22 protein-coding genes and 1 pseudogene are annotated in these 20,799 nt (G+C 54.5%); 4 read left to right on the forward strand and 19 right to left on the reverse strand.

Annotated features, from left to right (window positions below; genetic code table 11):
• Positions 1-40: 40 nt before the first annotated feature.
• From AA0Z93_RS00735 to AA0Z93_RS00795, 13 genes are all read right to left on the reverse strand, one after another.
• Entirely contained in the window at positions 41-880 is an 840-nt protein-coding gene (locus tag AA0Z93_RS00735; RefSeq protein ID WP_009681448.1) for a class II aldolase/adducin family protein, read from the reverse strand.
• 252 nt (positions 881-1,132) lie between these two features.
• Entirely contained in the window at positions 1,133-1,348 is a 216-nt protein-coding gene (locus tag AA0Z93_RS00740) for a tautomerase family protein (RefSeq protein ID WP_206405763.1), read from the reverse strand.
• A gap of 48 nt (positions 1,349-1,396) precedes the next feature.
• The gene (locus tag AA0Z93_RS00745; protein WP_206405762.1) at positions 1,397-2,494 is read right to left on the reverse strand and encodes an alkene reductase; all 1,098 of its coding nucleotides are present in this window, start codon (positions 2,492-2,494) and stop codon (positions 1,397-1,399) included.
• Positions 2,495-2,522: 28 nt separating this feature from the next.
• Positions 2,523-3,089: an OsmC family protein gene (locus AA0Z93_RS00750; protein ID WP_046784311.1), complete on the reverse strand. Its 567-nt coding sequence runs from the start codon at positions 3,087-3,089 to the stop codon at positions 2,523-2,525.
• A 67-nt stretch (positions 3,090-3,156) separates the two neighbouring features.
• Positions 3,157-3,828 (reverse strand): DsbA family oxidoreductase, encoded by a 672-nt coding sequence (locus AA0Z93_RS00755; RefSeq protein WP_039612627.1) that lies wholly within the window; start codon positions 3,826-3,828, stop codon positions 3,157-3,159.
• A 45-nt stretch (positions 3,829-3,873) separates the two neighbouring features.
• Positions 3,874-4,206: a carboxymuconolactone decarboxylase family protein gene (locus AA0Z93_RS00760; protein WP_009681453.1), complete on the reverse strand. Its 333-nt coding sequence runs from the start codon at positions 4,204-4,206 to the stop codon at positions 3,874-3,876.
• A 94-nt stretch (positions 4,207-4,300) separates the two neighbouring features.
• Entirely contained in the window at positions 4,301-4,861 is a 561-nt protein-coding gene (locus AA0Z93_RS00765; RefSeq protein ID WP_009681454.1) for a TetR/AcrR family transcriptional regulator, read from the reverse strand.
• A gap of 58 nt (positions 4,862-4,919) precedes the next feature.
• Positions 4,920-5,705 carry an SDR family NAD(P)-dependent oxidoreductase gene (locus AA0Z93_RS00770; protein ID WP_039612625.1) on the reverse strand — a complete coding sequence of 262 codons (786 nt, stop codon included), beginning with the start codon at positions 5,703-5,705 and terminating at the stop codon, positions 4,920-4,922.
• A 411-nt stretch (positions 5,706-6,116) separates the two neighbouring features.
• Positions 6,117-6,482, reverse strand: coding sequence for a histone-like nucleoid-structuring protein, MvaT/MvaU family (locus AA0Z93_RS00775; protein WP_039612624.1), 366 nt, complete (start codon positions 6,480-6,482; stop codon positions 6,117-6,119).
• Between the two features lie 337 nt (positions 6,483-6,819).
• Positions 6,820-7,308 carry a hypothetical protein gene (locus AA0Z93_RS00780; protein ID WP_143133043.1) on the reverse strand — a complete coding sequence of 163 codons (489 nt, stop codon included), beginning with the start codon at positions 7,306-7,308 and terminating at the stop codon, positions 6,820-6,822.
• Between the two features lie 171 nt (positions 7,309-7,479).
• A complete protein-coding gene (locus AA0Z93_RS00785) occupies positions 7,480-7,863 on the reverse strand; it encodes a hypothetical protein (RefSeq protein ID WP_206405761.1) in 384 nt (127 codons plus the stop codon).
• A 2-nt stretch (positions 7,864-7,865) separates the two neighbouring features.
• Complete coding sequence (locus AA0Z93_RS00790; RefSeq protein ID WP_206405760.1) at positions 7,866-8,333, reverse strand: hypothetical protein; 468 nt, start codon at positions 8,331-8,333, stop codon at positions 7,866-7,868.
• A 49-nt stretch (positions 8,334-8,382) separates the two neighbouring features.
• Positions 8,383-8,787, reverse strand: coding sequence for a DUF6957 family protein (locus AA0Z93_RS00795; protein WP_097156141.1), 405 nt, complete (start codon positions 8,785-8,787; stop codon positions 8,383-8,385).
• Positions 8,788-8,906: 119 nt separating this feature from the next.
• On the opposite strand from AA0Z93_RS00795, the gene AA0Z93_RS00800 reads away from it, so the two are divergent.
• Positions 8,907-9,368 carry a helix-turn-helix domain-containing protein gene (locus AA0Z93_RS00800; RefSeq protein WP_027615279.1) on the forward strand — a complete coding sequence of 154 codons (462 nt, stop codon included), beginning with the start codon at positions 8,907-8,909 and terminating at the stop codon, positions 9,366-9,368.
• 270 nt (positions 9,369-9,638) lie between these two features.
• Here the strand turns inward: AA0Z93_RS00800 and AA0Z93_RS00805 are convergent, their stop codons facing one another.
• The 5 genes and pseudogenes from AA0Z93_RS00805 to AA0Z93_RS00825 all read right to left on the reverse strand — a co-directional run.
• Positions 9,639-10,106 (reverse strand): hypothetical protein, encoded by a 468-nt coding sequence (locus AA0Z93_RS00805; protein ID WP_027615280.1) that lies wholly within the window; start codon positions 10,104-10,106, stop codon positions 9,639-9,641.
• Between the two features lie 4 nt (positions 10,107-10,110).
• Positions 10,111-11,994, reverse strand: coding sequence for a hypothetical protein (locus AA0Z93_RS00810; protein WP_154211523.1), 1,884 nt, complete (start codon positions 11,992-11,994; stop codon positions 10,111-10,113).
• Positions 11,981-13,798: a site-specific integrase gene (locus AA0Z93_RS00815; RefSeq protein WP_301159091.1), complete on the reverse strand. Its 1,818-nt coding sequence runs from the start codon at positions 13,796-13,798 to the stop codon at positions 11,981-11,983. Before AA0Z93_RS00815 ends, AA0Z93_RS00810 begins: the two co-directional genes overlap by 14 nt.
• 3 nt (positions 13,799-13,801) lie before the next feature.
• Positions 13,802-14,905, reverse strand: a complete 1,104-nt coding sequence (locus AA0Z93_RS00820; RefSeq protein WP_081741864.1) for a tyrosine-type recombinase/integrase — start codon at positions 14,903-14,905, stop codon at positions 13,802-13,804.
• 442 nt (positions 14,906-15,347) lie between these two features.
• A pseudogene (locus AA0Z93_RS00825) lies at positions 15,348-15,797 on the reverse strand (DUF808 family protein); the annotation flags it as partial.
• A gap of 466 nt (positions 15,798-16,263) precedes the next feature.
• Here AA0Z93_RS00825 and AA0Z93_RS00830 point away from each other — a divergent pair.
• Complete coding sequence (locus AA0Z93_RS00830) at positions 16,264-16,875, forward strand: TetR/AcrR family transcriptional regulator (protein WP_413046819.1); 612 nt, start codon at positions 16,264-16,266, stop codon at positions 16,873-16,875.
• Positions 16,876-17,388: 513 nt separating this feature from the next.
• On the opposite strand, the gene AA0Z93_RS00835 is transcribed toward AA0Z93_RS00830, so the two are convergent.
• Positions 17,389-17,829, reverse strand: coding sequence for a GlcG/HbpS family heme-binding protein (locus AA0Z93_RS00835; RefSeq protein ID WP_413046818.1), 441 nt, complete (start codon positions 17,827-17,829; stop codon positions 17,389-17,391).
• Between the two features lie 254 nt (positions 17,830-18,083).
• Between AA0Z93_RS00835 and gcl the strand changes: the two genes are divergently transcribed.
• A complete protein-coding gene (gene gcl / locus AA0Z93_RS00840) occupies positions 18,084-19,859 on the forward strand; it encodes a glyoxylate carboligase (RefSeq protein ID WP_413046817.1) in 1,776 nt (591 codons plus the stop codon).
• A gap of 62 nt (positions 19,860-19,921) precedes the next feature.
• A complete protein-coding gene (gene hyi, locus AA0Z93_RS00845; protein ID WP_413046816.1) occupies positions 19,922-20,704 on the forward strand; it encodes a hydroxypyruvate isomerase in 783 nt (260 codons plus the stop codon).
• Positions 20,705-20,799: the final 95 nt, after the last annotated feature.

A 20,799-nucleotide genomic window follows, 5' to 3' on the forward strand; every position in this document is an offset into this window, starting at 1 on the left:
AAGGAAGAGGCGCCGCCCGGACGGACAGCGCCAGAGGGCGTTACGAGAACATGTCAGGCTGCTCAGCCGCGATCTTGTCGTACAGCGCCTGGAAGTGCAGCCAGCCAATGAAGGGGCTGCCCACGTTTTCACGGCTGTAGCGGCAACGCTCTGGCGAGACCAGTTTCGGTGTGATGCCAGAGGCTTCGATCAGCAACTGCTGCTGGCAGCAACGCTCCAGGGCAATGAACCAGAATGCGGCTTCATCGATGCTGTGACGGCTCGCGGTCAGCAGGCCGTGGTTTTGGTGAATAGCAGCGCGCACGTCCTTGAAGTAATCGCAGACGGCGTTACCGGCCTTGGTCTCCACCGCAACGGCACCAGCCTCTGCTGTGATGACGACGTGGTCTTCAAAGAAAACGGCAGCATCTTGGGTGATCGGCAGCAGCGGACGCCCGGTGGATGCCCATGCGCCACCGTAGATGGTGTGAGCGTGGCACATCGCAACGATGTCTGGATGCGCTTCGTGGACGGCAGCGTGCAACACGAAACCGGCACGGTTGATGGCGTAATCACCCTGAACTACTTTGCCCTTGTGGTCGGCCAGGATCAGGTTGGACATCTTGACTTGTGAGAAGTGAACGGCCATCGGGTTCGTCCAGTACAGCTCAGGAAACTCTGGATCACGGACGGTCAGGTGACCGGCAAAGCCGTAATCGAGGCTGTGCTCAGCGAATGCGCGGCACGCTGCCACCAAGTGCTTCTTGCGGTACTGACGCTCTTCTTCGAAGTTCTTGAACTCAGGGATCTCGGGGAAGATGAGCCCTTCCTGTTCAGGCTGATAAATCGAAATGCGCTTCTTACCGCCTGCGGTTGGGTCAAGTTTGAGTACCGATTCCACGATTACCACCTCTGGTTATTGTTTGGGGTGACGTCATGGTCTCGATCTGGCGTGGGGGTGACAAACGATCCGTTTTCAAGCAAGGCTCAATAAAATTCAGTCTTGGCTGTTTGGCATCTACGGCATGAAGCTGGCGTTACGAAAACTCTCGAGGGCCTGATCGCAATTCAGCCCTTGAAACGCAAAATGCCCTGGAGCGAGTAAACGCCAGGGCACATTGCACTGATGCTGCGATGTAGCGTCGGAAGGGTGTCAGGCGTTTTGCATAGCTCTGACTTTGTCAGTGGTAATGAGCTCACCACCGATGCCCCACTCACCGCTCTTCACTTCTTCAAAGATGACCCAGGTCACACCACGCATTTTCTCGCCTTCAACCGAGACCATGGCGTCGGTGATCTTGCTGATGATCTCTGCCTTCTGCTCGGTAGAGAAAACACCTTCGATGCCTTTCACAGTTACCAATGGCATAACATACTCCTTCAGTTATTGGGTTATTGCGATGATCAATACGCCTGATTAAGCCTGGTAAGGCGCGTAGTCCGTGTAGCCTTTTGCCCCGATCACACCGTAGAACGTGGAATGATCGCTGGGGGCCAGAGGCCAACCGTTTTGCATCCGCTCAACCAGATCGGGGTTGGCGATGTAGGGGGTGCCAAAGGCGATCAGATCGTGATTGCCGTTCTGCAGCTCCGCTTCTGCCAGCTCAGCGGTAAAGCCACCTGCACCAATGACCGTGCCCTTGTAGAGCGAGCGGAACTGCTTGTAGAAACCATCCGGGAATGGAACCGCGTCCAGTGTTGGCTGGTAGTTCAGATGGACGAAGGCCAATTCGCGCTCGTTCAATTCGGCAGCAACACTGTTCCAGGTTGCTTCCTCTTCCGGGTACGGGCGAAGGTCATACAGGCGCCCAAACGGCGAGATACGAACACCGACACGGAAGCTGCCAATGGCATCAGCAATCGCGTCGACCGTTTCCAGCAAGAAGCGCTGTCGGTTTTGAATCGAGCCGCCGTACTCATCGGTACGCGTGTTGATTTGGCTGCTCAGGAACTGGTCGAACAGGAATGCGTTAGCCGCCATGAGCTCCACACCATCGAAGCCCGCATCCACTGCTCGCAGTGCGGCGGCAACGAAGTCTTCGGTCACGCGGTGGATCTCATCCACAGTTAAAGCACGCGGGACACTCGGTGCGACCGGGCCAGCCACACCGGGTGCAGTCCAGGCGTAAACCGTAGTGCCCACAGCAGGCTCGGCACTTGCCGAAACAGGCGCTGCGTTGCCAGGCTGCAGCGATTCGTGAGACATCCGGCCTACATGCCACAGCTGGGCGAAGATCTTGCCGCCTTTAGCATGAACGGCATCAGTTACCTCGCGCCAAGCGCGGGTCTGCTCGTCGGTGTAAATGCCGGGGGTGTACAGGTAACCGCGCCCCTCGTCGGAGATCGGCAGGCCTTCAGTGATAATTAGGCCCGCCGAGGCCCGCTGCGCGTAGTACAGCGCGGTCAGCTCGGACGGCACATTGTCTTCCGTCCGGGTACGGGTCATTGGGGCCATCACAACGCGGTTGGCGAGTTTGAGGCCTTCCAGGTCGTAAGGAGTAAACAGCTTTTTCATGATCTACCTCTGCAAACGACTTCGTGAATCAGGCGGCTGGTTGGCCGGCGATAACTTCCAGCTTGGGCACCATGCGGATGGCCTTCGAGAAGTTGGCGAGGTTCACGGAAGTCTTGGTGACAATGCGGTGTAGCTCTTCCACTTTTTCTGCAGGTGCATCGGTGTGGATGCGCACCACGTAGCTCATCTCGTCGAAGCCTGGGTTGACGCTCTCGTCCAGGCCCAGGAAGCCACGCAGATCCAGCTCACCACTGGTTTCGATTTCCAGACTGTGGATAGTGATGCCCATGGCCGATGCGTTCACCACATAGCCAACTGAGAGGCAGGCGTTCAGGCCAGAGATAAGTAACTCCTGCGGGTTGGGGGCAGAGTTGGTACCCAGCAGCTCCAGTGGCTCATCAGCCGCGATCTGGACGTTTCGTGGGTAGTCGGTGCCGCTCAGGTGGAAGCGGTCAATGGTCGCCACGGTGCGGGTCTGATGTTCCCACTTGGTGTTGATTTTGAAGCGTGCGTGACGCTTGGCTGGATCTTCAGCGACGCCCTGTGCAAAGGCTTGCAGAGCAGCGACATCGATACCGTTGAGATGCTTGTCCATTTTCAGTTCCTCTCAAAATCGTGGATAAAAACTCAGAATTAAAAAACAGGTGAAGGCGATGGCCTGGTCAGCTCTCGCAACCAGAAATTGAGCAACTTGCTCCACTCACGCTCTCTCCATCGTTCGAAAGATCCTCAACAGCTGATTTCAGCACCTTGGAGAACACCTCAACCTCTTGGGCCCCTGAGAGATAGCGGTTGCCATTGACAACGAACAATGGGATGCCGGTGCCAAGGCCCTTAACGGTTGCTTCATCGCTGAGAATCGCTGCTTCCGAAGAATCGAATCCAAAGAGGTCAGCAGCACCAACTTCAGCTGCAAGATCTTTAAGTGTTCGCTCATCGAAAATGTCGCGCCCCTCTGTAGTTCCAGCTGCGTAGAGTCGCTCTACATATTTCGCCTGTAGCGTCGGACTCGAAATGGCTTTCACGTACTGATGCGCCGCACTGGTGTCCCCGAAACGCATCACATCGAAGCGGTAGTCCAAGCCCTCAGGAGAGGCGACTTCCTGAATAGCTTCCATGAAGACCTGTGCACGAGCCTGGCTACCTGTCTTCAGCACCAGTGCCTTCTCGAATGCGATGGGCTGCATGCCTTTGGCCAAGCGGTAGGCCCTGGGTACAACTTCAACCTCTACGTCGCTCGGAAGAGCGCCGATTGCCTGCTCCAACCGCTTCTTTGCTATCCAGCACCAGGGACAGACAAAGTCGGAATAGACTTCAACCGTGATCTTTTTCATAACTTTCCTCTGCACCTCTGCTGTCACAAAGAACGGCCTGGGCTATCAGCTACGATCCATGGCATCCAGCACGTGGGTGCTGTAAACAACCGCCGCGCCGGCATTCAGATTCACCGCTACTCCAAGTGCCTCAGCCACTTCCTCGGTCGTGATGCCAAGCTTCTTGGCTTCCGCTGCATGGAACGCGATGCAGCCGTCACAGCGAGTCGTTACTGCCACCGCCAGTGCGATCAGCTCGCGAGTCTTCGCGTCCAGGTGATTGGTTTTGTTACCGGCGTTACCGAGCATTGCCACACCCCGCAGGGTGTCAGGCGAATGCGCACCGAACTCCTTCAGGCGGGCGCTGACGTCGGTGATGGTTTGTTCCCAATTTGGCATGCTAGACATAGTTACCACCCTACTGGTTGATAGGTAAGACATTTCAAAAAAAGGCCGACACGTGACCCGTTTCGGCCCTGTTCTCAAGCAGAGATCAATACTCTGCAACCATCCGAATGACTGACATATTCACGTGATCATCTTCGTTGGTGGCCCAATTGATGAAGCTTGAGCCTTCAAGGATGCTCAGCAGCAAATACGACTTTTCTCTGGCGCCACGACCCTCGGTAATCTCACCCGAGGTAATTCCTTGATCCATGACCTTGGTCAACCAGGACAATTGCACGTCGAAGAAACGGCGCGTTTGTCGTTGAAGCCCGTCAGGCAAAGCCGCCATCTCTGCAGCCAATGCGCCACACAGAGGCAGCAGTCCACCTTCGGTGCTTGCATGGAACAACACAAAGAACGCATGAAGCCTGTCCAATGCAGTGGGATGATTGATTTCGATGCGTTCGAACTCAGCCTCCACCCGCGATACGTACTCTTCAACGATTGCAATCCCCAGGTCTTCCTTGGTTGGGAAGTGGTAGTGGATGCTCGCCTTTCGAATACCAACCGCATCGGCAAGATCCGCATAGCTAAATGCCGCGTAACCTTTGGTACGCATCAGCCCTTCAGCGGTTTGAATTAACGCGTCCCGTGTCGCCAGTGCCATAAAATCTCCTGCCAAAATCGCTCGACCAGAAAAGCGATTCCGGCCACTACACGCTATGTTACTTGCCTTGCTTACGACCGGCCATGACTCCGCCGTCCACATCCCAGACTGCGCCGGTTACCCAAGACGCCTTGTCCGACAGCAAGAAGACGATTGAGTCAGCCACATCACGTGGTGTGCCATTGCGACCCAGCGGGTGGAAATTGTTGAAATCCTTCAGGGCACCATCCAGCTGATCACCAGGGATGAAGCGTTCGAAGATCTTCGTTTCCACGATACCGGGGCTTACCGAGTTGACGCGGATACCATGCTCTGCCAACTCTGCACCCGCATGGCGAGTGAGAGTGTCCAGGCCGATCTTGGCCATCGAGTAAGCCGATGCGGGTACGCCTTCAACAGCCTGCCGAGCAGCCGCAGCCGTTACGTTAACAATAGAGCCTGGCTTCTTCTGCGCGATCAACTCCGCAGCCACATGACGGGTCAGGAAGAAAATGGCGCGGTTGAGGTTGAGGAAGTTGTCGTAGTCCTCCAACGAGTGCTCAACGAAGGCCTTGGGGTAATAGATGCCGGCGGAGTTGACCATCAGGTCAATATCCTTGTGCTCGGCAGCCAGCTTCTCGATCAACCCCTTCACGCTGGCGAAGTCGGTGAGGTCAGCCGAATAGGCAACGACCCTACCCTCACCTACCAGGGCTGCTAGCTCTTTACGGGCCGCTTCGGCCTTTTCGGCACGGTTACCCACGATCACGACTGAGCCGCCTTGTTCCGCAACCATGCGTGCGGTTTCAAGACCGATACCGCTCGTACCACCTACAACCAGAAGCTTGCGACCTTTGAACTGCATGAGTAGTACCTCCTCGGTTTGTCTATCTACTGGTAGGTAGATTAGACCCGCGTGATTTGAGTGTCAAGCTACCGCCTGTCGTGATCGGCCAGAGGGAGTGGATGACACCGCTAGGGGCCGCTAGCCCGGGCGGATTAGAAACCGGTACAACTCAAGGAAGCTAGACCAGCCAATGACCAGCACGAAGACACCGTTCATTTGATCGTTCTTGGATTGCCCCAGCCAGGTCGAGACGGAAACAAAAAAACCGCCAACAGGCGGTTTTTTTAATGGTGTAGCTCGGGGTCTCCAACTCCCCGCGACGGGGTTTGATTTGTCGCTGAAGAGGTCTTTTCCTCAGAGAGGCTTTGGTGTCGGACACATACACGATGAGGCTACCTATCGTGTACTCATTGCGTCAAGACGCAATGTTTACTGACGCCAGGACTCGACGGTTTCAGCGCCATGCTCGGTTTTCCATGCCTTCAGAATTGCATGATTACCACCCTTGGTCTGAACCACTTCACCACTGTGCGGGTTTTTATAGATCTTCAGCTCGCGGGGCTTACGGCTGCTCTTTTCCTGGGCGGCTGGGGCCGGAGTACGTGCAGAGGCTTTGGGATCAAGAATGCTGATCACGTCGCGCAAGCTGTAGCCGTATTCACCGAGGAGAGCTCGCAGCTTCTCTTCGAACTCCATCTCAGCCTTAATGGCCGAGTCACCCTTCATGGCTTCGAGCTCTGCCAGTTGCTGAGCGAGTTTTTGCTCTAGACGACGAAATTCAGCGAGACGGGACATCGGGACGTATTCCTCAGGAGGCTAATTATTTAGCAAGATTACAGAATCGGCTGAGGAAAGTCATAGCAATCTCAGGTCGCCCAAGCCAGGTGACTACATGGAGCGGCCCATCCTTCAGAATCGAGGCTGTAACGCACATTCTGGAATGTAACAGCGTCAATGTTACATTCCCAAAACCACGTTACAAGCCCCATAAACATTGGGTTTGCGACCAAACCGCAAGCGGAGCGCGCAAGCCACGATGGCTGAAGGCGTGAGGATGGAAGCCCGTAGGGCCGTGACCGGCAAGCCGGGCACGGTTTACGACAGCCGTCCCCCACAGGGGCACGCTCAAGTATCAGCGATGCATTTTGCTGAATCGCTGTACTAACTTGTCCGGAGCAATCGACTTCCAGGTCTCAAGCGAAGTTGCCTTACGGAACAAGTTGATACCTACGCCAACGAAACCAGCGAACACCAAACCAGCAATGGTAAGTGAATAGCCAGTCAGATCGGATACAAATTGGGCAAAGCCATTGTACGATCCACCACTTGTATCAAACGCGCCGATTGCAAAAAACAACCCAATCCAGGATAGCAGAAACGCCACGCCCGCGATTACCGCACCGTTCACCCAAATACCTAACTGGCTTGTGTACTTCAAGCTAGGCTGCTCTAGGATTTTCCCGTTTTCGGCCTTTACAGCCATTACAAATCCTGTATTTTTTTGCTTATTCCTCGATTTCTGCACAAGGCCATAAAAGTCATACCGGCCACCATTCTCCAACTCCTCATAAATTCGAGTAGGCATCCGAAAATTAGGAATGAGGACGTCGTCGATTTTCATGATGACTTGCACATTATCTGAGAAGCTCTCAAAAACTCGTATGTCCTGTAGGCACCCTGAAAACTTCAGATATTCAAACTTTATAAACACTTGCAGCTCCTTGCTCAATTCCTGAATGACAGGCAGGGGAAGGCCTCGAGCACACCTCGGCATGCTCAGGCTCGATCTAAATCAGTGCAGCTGTGTATTAGGGAAGCGGTCTCCAACCAAGCGGCAGAAATCCCTCAAGCTGCGGCGCCCACCATCACGGCGGAAGGTAGCCACGACATACTTGGAGTTCATGGTCGTGATCACCCAGAACTTGCCTTCCTTCCTGACATTCACGATGTCGGATGTCTGGATCAGGTGCCCATCGGCAAAACGACCATGAGGCCCTTGCCGCACATGCCCGAAGACGACGCCAACGGCGCTCAACCGATGAATGTGGACATTCACCAGAAACGCAGTGACTTCGTCCTCATACCCCTGGCCTATAGCTCGAGCAATACGCAACAGATCGAAGTCCGAGTAGCGCTTCATGTGGTAGTCCACCTTCACCGTGTTGACCTCTGACATGCCTAAGCCCTCCGAGGCTCTGAAGCATTGGCCTGAGCCATACCGCGTCGGTACAGCTCTTTGACGTCGCTCAGGGAGTCGGCACCGAGATCAGGCTCATGCGTATCGACATACACAGCACCACCTTCTACTTCCAGAACACAGATGGCCACACCAGCCTGGTTGTGTCCCATCGAAAGCGACGTGAGCTTCTCCATCTTCCAGCAGCCATCCTTGTTCATCCAGGATGGGGTGACGGCTTGGACTTCCTGCACAACCAGACTCTCGTCCTGCGCTACCAGCAGCTCGACGAGGCGCATCTCATCGTTGAGCATCTCCTCATAATTCCTGAATTGACCTTCATGGAGACGCTGAACGCTCACGTGGTACCAGTGGGTAGCGAGAGCTCGGGAAACGCCATGCCAATGCATCAGCCCGTCGCCGAACATACCGGGGATGCCTGCCATGTCAGCTTGGTGAGAACGGAACATATCTTGATCTCTGAAACAGTCGAGTCGTCACAAGCGGGGGCCGCGACACCTAGAAGATTGAGAAGATGCCTTGCAGCGAAGACGACTTGCGTTGTCCTGGCCCTTTGAGCACGTAGACGGTGTTTCTAGTCTCGAAGAGGTAGCCTTCATTGAAGGTTCTAGCGATTGTCGACCGCACCCAATCGCCAGGCTCGAAACGGCGCTGTTCGTCATGCACGACCTTGTGGGCAAACAAGAACATGGGCTGACATCCTGCCGCAGATACCTTGGCCTGCTCATCTTCCGTGAGGATGGCATCCAAGATCACCCACTCCTCGACAACGCAAAGAGGCATCCACTTGAAGTGTTCTCGAGCTGCGAGGAGCAAGTCATCGAGTGGCAGTTCAGAGCCCACCAGATCAATGCCTCCCTCCCCCATCAGACCGTCGCTGAACGGGTCATCCATCAAGCACATCCCCGGTTCTATTTCCCATAAATTGCTGGCTAAGCCGCGCGACCGCCAAAACAACAACTATAGACGTTTGTTTGGCGGCAGGCAAACGGGGCATACCTCTTGGTTTTTGGGGATTCGTAATGTCGCTCCGTCAGTCCTTCGCGGCAGCGCTACAGGTACTGCGCCTGCGCAAAGGGATATCTCAGCCCGCGATGGCCAAGCACGTGGATCAGCGGACTGTTAGTAACCTGGAGTTGGCCAAGAGCTCTGTGACCTTGGATACGGGCTATAAGCTCGCCGCAGGACTAGAGATTGAGGCAGTGACCTTGGTCGCTCTCACCATTGCTTCGCACCACCAACGGACGGCTCGAGAAATACTTCTCGCTTCCCTCGCTGAGATAGAGGCGCTGGATCTCGCTGATGCCGCTGTCCCTGCCGAGCCGGAACGGCTGACTCCTCTGAACATTTCAGGAGCAAGGGAAAAGCTGGAAGCAGTCCAAGAGCTGAAGGCAAAAGGACTCACCCAAGCTGAGGCTGCAAGGCAACTGGGCATGCCTGAGTCGACGTTGCGTCGGTTGTGGCACCAAGCATCAAAGGGCTGATGTTCAGAGCAGCATAGGAGAAGCCACCGCTCTTAGTGCCTACCCTAGCTACAGAGATGCAAGTGTAATACAACTGCGAGGTGAGGAAGCCGGGATGGGAACTGCGAATGGCCGTCTTAGTGGGTTGCTTATTTTCAAGCCAAGCGACCGCCATTTGTGAAGGGTGGTGGCAGGCCCATAGGTGCTTTACTCCCGCTAGTCTAGACCTGTTCATTACCACCTTAAACAGTCGACACGCTCCTGCCGGGGCATTACTTATTTACAACAGCCTCACTTTACCACTTTGAGCTGCCTGAGCCGATTATTTTCTTCTGTCAAAATTTTTATGCGGGTTTCATTCCGCTGCCTCATGACATCAAGATTTTCGAGATCTCGCTTCATATCAATTACACGATGAAACCAATGCCCAGCCTTCCGACGAGCAATCTCCAACTGACTTTCTAGATGTGCAATACGATCCTTATCAGACTTTTCAAGATTAGCACTAACAACCGCACCGACCGCCCTTTCCCGCTTGATCCTTTCGAGCTCTGAAAGCGGCCACCCTAGCCCCCCCTCAATCAGACTGTTATCCTTAGATCGGTTTCGTATGGTATTTCGGTGAACCTTCGCTTGCTTAGCTAGACTGGATTGCGTAGCAGGAAGTTTGGCATCCTTCTCGATCTGCGCTAAAGCAGCTGTGATTGCCAAAGTCACCAATTCGAAGTCTTCAGAGTTCTTTGAATCAAATGCTGACATGAAGTTAACCCACAGTAAGCGACGCGATTACACCGTTGGCTTCTGCAACAGCTGCTTCAAACTGTTCTTTACCATAGAAAAACCGAGGATCATTCAGCATTTCCATATTGTGATCTCTCACAGCCTTCCATCCAGGAATATGCTCATCAGTAATCACCGCATTTTTGCATTGGTTTGGATTACACCGCAACTGACCTATACATGGCGCACCTTCTGATCCGCCTGGATCATCTTTCCGGCCTGAACAATAGCCAAGTGCAGTATTCGCAAAAACCGCGTCAGTCAGCCTGCCCAGTTCACCCATAATCTCAGGCTTTGTAAAACCAGCCCCCATCATTCCTTCGAAATAATCCTGCCTCCTCTGGGCGAATTCACGAGCGCCGCCTCCTGAGACAACCGATTTAGGGGAGAAGATTTTCTCAACCTTCTGCTTCTTAAATTCCGACAGGAAGAAACCTGCCATTTGAGACTGAAGTAACGCAGCACTGTTACCATAAACCATAGTAGCCTCTGATGGCAGACTTAGCGCTTGATCATACACATGTTTCAACTGATAACTAATATACGGCATACCTAGGTTTGCTTTGATCATTTGCCGCGTAAGTGAATGCTTAAATTGATGGGAGTTAAAAACCCAACCCGCGAACGTCTCACCACGATCAATTTTAGTGAAATACTTCTTCATGGCAACATGAAAACCTGAATATGAGTAACCTTTCTTCCCTTCTGCCCCATTGTCCATATCAGCCCCTGTCATCAGATTATTTTGTGAAAACAGGTAGCTACTACCTTTAATAGGCGCGAGCGCCTCTAATGCCTCAACCGCATCAATAACTGCATCAATAGCCACCCAGCTTTCATCACTCAAATCTGCAGCAGACTTAGTCTTAAATACTTTTCCAGTGACCACATTATAACCATCAGCTTTGCTCCGACACCCCATTCTCAAACTCGTGAGCTCTGAAAAGCGACCACCAGTATATAAACCGACAACACATTGCGAGGCCATATTAACCTCTTGCAAATAACCGGCAATCTCACCGATTGAAGTACCATGACGCCTCAATCTCTTTTCAATATAGCTTTTTCGACCACCACCGGCATAAGCAGCACGATATTCCACATACTGTCCGAACAGGTACTTCATGTCGTGATTTGCGATTGCATCACTAGGTGCGTATTCGTATACGTCCTCATTCAGTAGCGGCAACCCCATTCGAAGTAAAAAATCTTTCACTCGCGCCAATGACGAATAACTAGCCTCAGCAAATTGCTCGTCAGTCAACCATCGTACTTCCCTCCCATCACCCGTATCCTCAGGGACTACGTCTTGCTTGGGTTTAGATAGAATCTCCTTGATACGAAGATTCGTTTTGGCGTCAAATTTCATGACCCCACCAATTATTTGACCAGCGGCAGCACTAAAGACCAGGTTCAAAACTGGCTTGAGCTCACTCCGATTCCCACCATAACCAATAAGAGCAGACTCGACATCCGCCTCTGTGATATCAGCCAGAGAAACATCCAAAGAAAGGATATCATTTGCAACCAAAAACTTTTCCAGCAGCCTAAGGATTACTTTTGCCCGAGGAACAACTGTTTGTGCCTTCAAGTTCCTTTTCCCACGAAACCATGATGGGATTTTGAGGTAATATAAAAATATTGCCTGCAACTCGGCAACAATCCTAGGACTGATTTGACGCTCACCCCAATTTATCCTCAACCGTGTCGCATCAATAGAACGCGCTCGTTCTTTGGTATCCGCTACAAAATCCCAGACAAGATCTCCGACTAACGAGACCGACGAAACCCTGATATTTGCGACGAGCTCGCAACAAGCTCCCTTCTTGGCCTCATCAAGTAGAAATTGTACTTCAGCCTCTTTCATGTTTCCCCCTCACCAAGAAAGGATCCGTGTAAACTTCGAGATTTTTAGACTGCTGATTTGCCATGCAAAGAACCTCTTCAGAAAAGTCACTGTTCTCCCCTAGAATTCCATCCAGAACACTAAGATTCTGGATGAGTACAGCGCGATGCGTTGTAGCACCTGCACCATTTTCTAATGCAAACTTATAACCCCGCTGCATTGCAAATAGTCTAGGCAAGTGCTCTTCCAAAATGACAACCTTCGAACATCTCAAGCACATATTGAAATTTGTGCATGCCTGCCCTTCTACCCACCCTGTTGCCTTCTTAATTCGGGCTGGCGGGTTATACACATCGAGACAAAGCGCTGTTGCAGTAGAAAAAATAATTGCCGGATTATTAGTTTTCTTCATTGCAATTTCTTTGGGGTGCCTAATTTGCTCCTCCCTATTCTTTCGAATATTAGAAAGGCACTTGTGGAGCTCTCGCCTAGCTTTCGGAGCAAAATTATGCGCAGCAATGTATCTCATTGTAGTAACAACATCGCTATGTCCAAGAATCGCTTGAATTACGGAAATGTCTACTCCCGCCCCCAAAAGCCTGGACACTAATGATGGCCGCAACCGGGAGATGTTAATTTCAAGAGCCTCACCATGATCATCTCGCAAGTCATATTTATCAACCATATATCGGCACCATTCAAACATATACCTATTAGGCTGGAGCAAGTTTCTTACCTGCCCCGATGCAGGCCCATGTGTAGGCATATAAATGAACAGGTAGTCTTCTTCACCATCAACAACCTCAGGTCGAATAGACCCTGTGATATCAAGAACTCGATTCCAGATTTCTTCAATTTTACTAGACTGCTTAACCTCAAGAGGCATGACATCTTGCTTTTCAGCACTGACTTTATCTAAATTACCGGTCAAGAGACCCTCATGCAGATCTGTATCACCCTGCCCCCTACCTTTCCAGTAATAGATACAAGGCTTACCGGTTAGAGGATGAGATTTGATGTAGTCAGTTGTCTTAAGAGATTGCGCAGGGGTTGCATTTAAGCCTGTCCAAGTTACAAGCTTGAATAAAAAAGGCATAATCACATAAGCATCAAGCCCCATAATCACACCCCATCGAAGGAAGAGAACTCTTGTTCCGCCATGTTTCTTTGCAGCCATGTAGAATTTCTTTTGAGCATGACTCATGGTTTTAGAGTAAACAAAAGGCTCACAGTCAAGCTTATTCTCGAACCACCATTTCAAATTGTTTTCATCATCGCTCCATCCTGGAGCAAAACGAGTACCGACAAAATCCGGGGGCCGTCCACATCCGGTAGGTATGTATCCCGACATAAGCTTGCTTTCGACAAAGGTGATTTCTTCATCGAGCGCCCTATCGAAACTCTGAAACTCGCTCTCTGAGAACGAATTCCGCGTCGAAGTTTCCCGGAAGGTAGGATCAAGGACTACATCCAAAAAGCTCCGGTAATCATAAAATGAATTCACGACTGCATATGAGAGAACTCCGCGCACAGCGGATAAAACTGTCGCCCGGTATGACGAAGAGTAGGGCTGAAAATCCATGTGGTTTTTGAGATGAACCAAAAAGTATTGGTCTATCTCCTGCCCTACGCGTATCACTTTGCCTGCAAATCTGACATCGGAAGCTAGAAAGTTTATGACTAGACTTTTCGCCCCCTTGTACGTTGATTTAGTAGCTGGAACAGTGTACCTAGCTATACTTGCATCGAAGATTGCGTGAACTTCAGCCAAAGGATTATCTTGAGTTGCAATAGGCAGGCTATGTTCAAATACAGAGTAGGTCACGGCTCATTTTTTCTCTTTGCTACGCGACAGATAGGTCGCTTGATAAATTTTGCTGGCCTCAATATATCTCGGCTTTACGTACTTAACGCCTAGCTCATCAACAAACAGCATAGGAGAAACGCCTGCATAAATATTGGTCGTGGACAAAAACTCATGACCTAACTGCTCCTTAATTAATATCAACTTTTGAACGTGATCATCACCAAGCTCTCCAGTTAGGAAAGTGAGAGCCGTACCATGCCTCAATCGGTGAGGACTCACTGTTCTTGGTTTAAATCCAACTCTTTTGGCAGTGTCGGCTATGAGCTTCTGAATTCCCTTGACGGTGATCGGTTTTCCAAAAGAATTCAAAAACGCAGGCTTAGCATCCTTACAATACGCAAACCGATAACGGGAAGAACTATGGTACTTCTTGATTCTAGAATACATCGCACGAGTAATTATTACAGTTCGTTCCTTTGGAACTCCCGCGCGCCCTTTACTTCCTCGCACCGTAAGAGGAAGGTAAGCCAATTCAGCTGGCAACCCTTCTAACTCATCTATGTCATCCTTAGTAATCCTTATTAATTCTGATACACGCAGACCCAGATCATATAATGTGTGGACGGCGCATCGGTGCGATTCCCAATACATCCCTTCAAGTAACTTACAGACTTGCTCTTGAGTGACATACCTTGGCCTTTTCCTTTTCGGTTTCGGCGTGTCTAGCCCTGTATTTTCGAAGCCACTACTTTTCCTAACTCGACCACCTTCGCTCGACGCGAGCCAGACAAACAGCCCCTTTATAATTGTTTCCCGCAGCCTAATATAGGCAGCTTCGAGCCCTTGACCTTTAAGCAAGACCAAATATGCACTTATTACAGTGCGAGAAATACCGCACAAAATATCATCAACAGTATACCCCTGATAAACACCTAAACCCTCAAGATGCTCACAAAAGCCCTTGATATGATCGGCATATAAAAGGATTACCGGAAGTGGATGCTTATTAGTTTCAGCCTTAGCCTTTAAATAAGAACTTGGTAGCTCTGCAATACTTCCATCTTTGGAAAACAGCACTGGACATAACTTTAACTTACCTTGCGTTCTGATATTAACAATCTTCATGGCGCAAACGATAAAGATTAGCCTACGCCATCGCAAGAAATAATTCACCTAACTTTAGAACATTTTCTTACTGACACAACAATAAATATAACCAGCAATTTTAATTTAATTATTGATTAATTATTCATATATTGCCCAAGGCAAATAAAAGACAAGTAATCAGCGCAACGAGGGGTCGCTTCCAAGCAGTTGGTAGATGGATAACAGCCATCAAGCATGGTGCTCTCGCAAAATCGCACCAAGCGCAGGATAGGAAGGGATTTGGAGTGTGTTGCTTCGAGCTGCCTCTTAACACGCCAGCAGATTTGAGCATCGAGCCTTGCCCTAGCTATAGCAGCGGAGCATTGGAAAGGCGGTGAGGGATGGCCTCCGTGTGGAACGGGGGAGCTGCTTAAAAGGTAGGGAAGGAAGCCGTATTGTGCACTTTAGGATGGTAGACAAAAAGGATGAAGTCGGTGCGGATGGCGCCCTTGACCTTGCGCTTCTCGTAGGCCGCCAACGCTTCCGGGGTTTTCGGCACAGCCTTGGCCTCGCGCGCTTCGGCTTCTTCGCCGCCGCGCTGGAGCTTTTCCTTGATCGCCTCGAAGCCTTCGTAGCAGAGGTAGATGCCGCCGGCCATCAGCAGCCATTTCACCGACCAGGGGGCGAAGGCATTGAGCAACAGCGCGCACGGCACCAGGATCGCCTTGTTCAGCAACGAGCCCTTGAATACCGCCCAGACCACGGGCAGTTCGCGGTCGGCGCGCATGCCGGTGACCTGCTCGGCGTTCACCGCCAGGTCGTCGCTGAGCACGCTGGCGGTCTTTTTCGCCGCCACCTTGCTCATCAGGGAGATGTCATCGAGCAGTGCGGCGATGTCGTCCAACAATGCGAAGAAACTGCTGCCAGCCATGTATATGCGTCCTGAGTCGATTGAGGCGGTGCCCGCAGGCACCGTGGCCGGCCAGGCCCGGTGGGAGCCGGCGCCTGGCGGCGAGGGAATGGGATACAGACCGGGCGGGCACCGAGGAGTTCTGCACCATGGCCGTCGTGCCTGCTCAGGCTACGTGCCTGCCTGGCAACGCCGAACGTTTGCGTGCTGGTGGATGAGGCTGTTCGCATTTGCTCAGGCCACATGACTGCACAGCCAGCTCGCCCGTTTGCACGCCCATTGGTGAGCGCTTCGCATTTGCTCGGGCCGCATGACTGCGCAGCCAGGTCGGTCGTTTGCGCGCTCGTTGGCGAAGGGCTTGATGCTTGCAAGCTATTGTTCCAAGGCGCTGGCCGGGCTGGAGGCGCCGCCTTGAGCGCGCTTCCGGCACGGTGCTACCATGCCGCCCCTCTTGCCGCAGTAAGCCGATAGAGGAAGTGTCCGGACCATGAGCACCATTCGTGAGCGCAACAAGGCACTGATCCTGCGCGCGGCCAGCGAGGAGTTCGCCGACAAGGGCTTCGCGGCCACCAAGACCAGCGACATCGCCGCCAAGGCCGGGCTGCCCAAGCCCAACGTCTATTACTACTTCAAGTCCAAGGACAACCTGTACCGCGAGGTGCTGGAAAGCATCATCGCGCCGATCATGCAGGCCTCCACGCCGTTCAACGCCGACGGCGACCCCCAGCAGGTGCTCAGCGCCTACATCCGTTCCAAGATCCGCATTTCCCGCGACCTGCCGCATGCGTCGAAAGTGTTCGCCAGCGAAATCATGCATGGCGCGCCGCATCTGTCGGCGGCCCAGGCCGAGCAGTTGAACGCGCAGGCGCGACACAACATCGCCTGCATCGAGCGATGGATCGAGCACGGGCAGATCGCGCCGATCGATCCGCACCATTTGATGTTCAGCATCTGGGCGGCGACGCAGACCTATGCCGACTTCGACTGGCAGATCTCGGCGGTGACGGGCAAGGCGAAACTGGCCGACAGCGATTACGAAGCGGCGGCGCAGACCATCATTCGCCTGGTGCTCAAGGGATGCGAGCCGGACGCTGGCTGAGGGAGCGTCTCATCGCTGCTACTGATTCGTATTGTGAGCAGCATGCAGCCAACGCTCAGGTTCGGTTGCCGTAGGTAAGCGTCAGTCCACCCCTTGTAGACACTTAGCTGGCGGTCAAACCTTCGAGGCTTTTTGGAGTGAGTGCGTACTGCTGTCGGAAAGCGTCGCTGCCATTGAGCCGGCGGTGCCGGCCATCGCGGCTTAAGCCGCTCCCACAGGTCAGTCAGCTGCTTGGTGAATACACGCCCCTGTAGGAGCGGCTTTAGCCGCGATGGCCGGCACCGCCGGCCCAAGCGCCATAACGCCATCCGACAGGCCATACGCAGTGCTCGGGCTAGGCCGGCATTGCCGGCCATCGCGGCCGAACCGGTGCGCCGGCCGGCCGCTCCTACAGACCATGCGTTTTCCCGTTGGAGCGCCGAACCGGCCGCTGCAACGGGAAAACGCCCAGTCTTGAGCGTTTGGAGGTTTAAACGGGACCAGCGTATCTACAGGCCTAGGCAGAACCTTCCCTCACACCACCACCCCCGCATCCGCCTTCAACCCCACCGCCTCTATCGCACTGATGGCGCACTGCTCGTCGATGTCCGAGGTGTCGCCGCTGATGCCCACCGCACCGAGCACCTTGCCCTCTGCGTCGCGGATCAGCACCCCGCCCGGCACCGGCACCACGGGCCGTTCGCCCAGGCCGTTGAGTGCGGCGAAGAAGGCGGGACGTTGCTGCGCGTCCAGCGCCAGCAAACGCGAGCCCTTGCCCAGCGCGATCGCGCCCCAGGCCTTGCCGATGGCGATGTCGGGGCGCATCAGACTGGCCCCGTCTTCGCGTTGCAAGGCGAGCAAATGGCCGCCGGCATCGAGCACGGCCACGGTCAGCGGCGCGGCCTCGATGGTACGTCCGGCGGCCAGGGCGGCGGTCACCAGACCGACGGCGGACTTGAGCGTCAGGGGGGTCATGGGAAGGTCCTCTTATTGTTGTGGACGCCTGAAGGCGGTTGAAAACCAAGGTCGTCACTAGAACACAATAATATTGTAAATTGTATACAATATTTTCAAACGATCGTCTAAAAACCCTCCGAAACTCTATCCATTCAGTACGAATCCCAAATATTTAGCTTCCAACAAAAGGTATTGACCACCATCAGAAAGCATGAATACACTTCATCGCAACAAAAGTTGTATACAATTACAAAATCGATGAGGCACAAACCATGAGCAAAATGAGAGCAATCGATGCAGCCGTGCTGGTCATGCGCCGCGAAGGCGTCGAAACCGCCTTCGGCATTCCAGGCGCGGCCATCAACCCGCTGTATTCGGCGTTGAAGAAAGCCGGCGGCATCGATCACATCCTCGCGCGCCATGTCGAAGGTGCCTCGCACATGGCCGAGGGCTACACCCGCGCCAACCCCGGCAACATCGGTGTCTGCATCGGCACTTCAGGCCCGGCGGGCACCGACATGGTCACCGGCCTCTACAGCGCCTCGGCCGACTCCATTCCCATCCTCTGCATCACCGGCCAAGCGCCGCGCGCGCGGATGCACAAGGAAGATTTCCAGGCCGTCGACATCACCAGCATCGTCAAACCGGTCACCAAATGGGCCACCACCGTGCTCGAACCCGGCCAGGTGCCCTACGCCTTCCAGAAAGCCTTCTATGAAATGCGCAGCGGCCGCCCGGGCCCGGTACTGATCGACCTGCCCTTCGACGTGCAGATGGCCGAAATCGAGTTCGACATCGAGGCCTACGAGCCGCTGCCGGTGCACAAGCCTGCGGCCTCGCGCGTGCAAGTGGAAAAGGCCCTGGCCATGCTCAACGACGCCGAGCGCCCGCTGCTGGTCGCCGGCGGCGGCATCATCAATGCCGATGCCAGCGACAAGCTGGTGACCTTCGCCGAGCTGGTCGGCGTGCCGGTGATTCCGACCCTGATGGGTTGGGGCAGCTTGCCCGACGACCACCCGCTGATGGTCGGCATGGTCGGCTTGCAAACCTCGCACCGCTACGGCAACGCCACTCTGCTCGAATCCGATCTGGTGCTGGGCATCGGCAACCGCTGGGCCAACCGCCATACCGGCTCGGTGGACGTCTACACCCAAGGCCGGCGCTTCATCCATGTCGACATCGAACCGACCCAGATCGGCCGGGTGTTCACCCCGGACCTGGGCATCGTGTCCGACGCCGGCAGCGCCCTGGACCGCTTCATCGAAGTGGCCCGCGAGTGGAAAGCCGCCGGCAAGCTCAAGGACCGCGGTCAATGGCTCGCCGACTGCCAGCAGCGCAAAGCCAAGCTGCAGCGCAAGACCCATTTCGACAACGTGCCGGTCAAGCCGCAGCGCGTGTACCAGGAAATGAACAAGGTGTTCGGCAAGGACACCTGCTACGTCAGCACCATCGGCCTGTCGCAGATCGCCGGCGCGCAGTTCCTGCACGTCTACAAGCCGCGCCACTGGATCAACTGCGGCCAGGCCGGCCCCCTGGGCTGGACCATTCCCGCCGCCCTCGGCGTGGTCAAGGCCGACCCGTCGCGCAAGGTGGTGGCGCTGTCGGGCGACTACGATTTCCAGTTCATGATCGAAGAGCTGGCAGTGGGCGCTCAGTTCAACCTGCCCTACGTGCACGTGCTGGTGAACAACGCCTACCTGGGGCTGATCCGCCAGGCCCAGCGCGGCTTCGAGATGGACTATTGCGTGCAGTTGGCCTTCGAAAACATCAACGCCAGCGACGCCAGCAGTTATGGTGTCGACCATGTGGCAGTGGTCGAGGGCCTGGGCTGCAAGGCGCTGCGCGTGTTCGAACCGGCCGAGATCGGCCCGGCGCTGCTCAAGGCGCAGGACATGGCGCAAGCGTTGCGCGTACCGGTGGTGGTCGAGATCATCCTGGAGCGGGTGACCAACATTTCCATGGGCACCGAGATCGACGCGGTCAACGAATTCGAAGACCTCGCGCTGATCGGCAACGACGCCCCGACCGCGATTTCGCTGCTCGACTGAACCGTCCGACGTCCCGGCGCCCGTTTCGCGGCGCTGGGCCCCTATCCGCTAGGAGACCCACCATGCCTCGCTTCGCCGCCAACCTGTCGATGCTGTTCACCGAACAGGACTTCCTGGCCCGGTTCAAGGCCGCCGCCGATGCCGGCTTCACCGGGGTCGAGTACCTCTTTCCCTACGACTACAGCGCCGAAGAGATCCGTCAGCAACTGGACGCCAACGGCCTGACCCAAGTGCTGTTCAACCTGCCGGCCGGCGACTGGGGACAGGGCGAGCGCGGCATCGCCTGCCACCCGGAGCGGGTCGAGCAATTCCGCGCCGGCGTCGACCAGGCCATCGCGTATGCCAAGGTGCTGGGCAACACCCAGGTCAACTGCCTGGCCGGCATCCGCCCGCAAGGCGTGGACGAGCACCAGGTGCGCGCCACCTTCGTCGACAATTTGCGCTACGCCGCCAAGCGGTTACACGATGCCGGCCTGCGCCTGGTCATGGAAATGATCAATACCCGCGACATCCCCGGTTTCTACCTCAACACCACCGCCCAGGCGCTGGAGATCCAGGCCGAGGTCGGCAGCGACAACCTGTTCCTGCAATACGACATCTACCACATGCAGATCATGGAGGGCGACCTGGCGCGCAGCCTGGAGGCCAACCTTGCGCTGATCAACCATGTGCAGTTGGCCGACAACCCTGGACGCCACGAACCGGGCACCGGCGAGATCAACTACCACTTCCTGTTCGCGCACCTGGACCGCATCGGCTACCGCGGCTGGGTAGGCGCCGAGTACAAGCCACTGAGCACGACCGAGGCGGGGCTTGGCTGGTTGAAGACGTACAACGTGGTCTGACGGTATTTCCTGGGATGCGAGGGCATGGCACGCCAAGGCGGCAGCGCCCGTTCGAGGTACCCGCCGCGCCCTCCGGGCGCAGCCCCTCGCCCCCA

Origin of the sequence: Pseudomonas phoenicis (assembly GCF_047302395.1) — a bacterium.
Classification (GTDB): domain Bacteria; phylum Pseudomonadota; class Gammaproteobacteria; order Pseudomonadales; family Pseudomonadaceae; genus Aquipseudomonas.

Coding starts and splice junctions, on each gene's coding strand:
- gcl (WP_413046817.1), top strand. CDS start 18,084: ATGAGCAAAATGAGAGCAATCGATGCAGCCGTGCTGGTCATGCGCCGC.
- AA0Z93_RS00765 (WP_009681454.1), bottom strand. CDS start 4,861: ATGGCACTGGCGACACGGGACGCGTTAATTCAAACCGCTGAAGGGCTG.
- AA0Z93_RS00745 (WP_206405762.1), bottom strand. CDS start 2,494: ATGAAAAAGCTGTTTACTCCTTACGACCTGGAAGGCCTCAAACTCGCC.
- AA0Z93_RS00780 (WP_143133043.1), bottom strand. CDS start 7,308: ATGAAAATCGACGACGTCCTCATTCCTAATTTTCGGATGCCTACTCGA.
- AA0Z93_RS00830 (WP_413046819.1), top strand. CDS start 16,264: ATGAGCACCATTCGTGAGCGCAACAAGGCACTGATCCTGCGCGCGGCC.
- AA0Z93_RS00740 (WP_206405763.1), bottom strand. CDS start 1,348: ATGCCATTGGTAACTGTGAAAGGCATCGAAGGTGTTTTCTCTACCGAG.
- AA0Z93_RS00795 (WP_097156141.1), bottom strand. CDS start 8,787: ATGTGCTTGATGGATGACCCGTTCAGCGACGGTCTGATGGGGGAGGGA.
- AA0Z93_RS00810 (WP_154211523.1), bottom strand. CDS start 11,994: ATGAAAGAGGCTGAAGTACAATTTCTACTTGATGAGGCCAAGAAGGGA.
- AA0Z93_RS00760 (WP_009681453.1), bottom strand. CDS start 4,206: ATGCCAAATTGGGAACAAACCATCACCGACGTCAGCGCCCGCCTGAAG.
- AA0Z93_RS00805 (WP_027615280.1), bottom strand. CDS start 10,106: ATGTCAGCATTTGATTCAAAGAACTCTGAAGACTTCGAATTGGTGACT.
- AA0Z93_RS00770 (WP_039612625.1), bottom strand. CDS start 5,705: ATGCAGTTCAAAGGTCGCAAGCTTCTGGTTGTAGGTGGTACGAGCGGT.
- AA0Z93_RS00755 (WP_039612627.1), bottom strand. CDS start 3,828: ATGAAAAAGATCACGGTTGAAGTCTATTCCGACTTTGTCTGTCCCTGG.
- hyi (WP_413046816.1), top strand. CDS start 19,922: ATGCCTCGCTTCGCCGCCAACCTGTCGATGCTGTTCACCGAACAGGAC.
- AA0Z93_RS00800 (WP_027615279.1), top strand. CDS start 8,907: ATGTCGCTCCGTCAGTCCTTCGCGGCAGCGCTACAGGTACTGCGCCTG.
- AA0Z93_RS00775 (WP_039612624.1), bottom strand. CDS start 6,482: ATGTCCCGTCTCGCTGAATTTCGTCGTCTAGAGCAAAAACTCGCTCAG.
- AA0Z93_RS00835 (WP_413046818.1), bottom strand. CDS start 17,829: ATGACCCCCCTGACGCTCAAGTCCGCCGTCGGTCTGGTGACCGCCGCC.
- AA0Z93_RS00785 (WP_206405761.1), bottom strand. CDS start 7,863: ATGTCAGAGGTCAACACGGTGAAGGTGGACTACCACATGAAGCGCTAC.
- AA0Z93_RS00790 (WP_206405760.1), bottom strand. CDS start 8,333: ATGTTCCGTTCTCACCAAGCTGACATGGCAGGCATCCCCGGTATGTTC.
- AA0Z93_RS00820 (WP_081741864.1), bottom strand. CDS start 14,905: ATGAAGATTGTTAATATCAGAACGCAAGGTAAGTTAAAGTTATGTCCA.
- AA0Z93_RS00750 (WP_046784311.1), bottom strand. CDS start 3,089: ATGGACAAGCATCTCAACGGTATCGATGTCGCTGCTCTGCAAGCCTTT.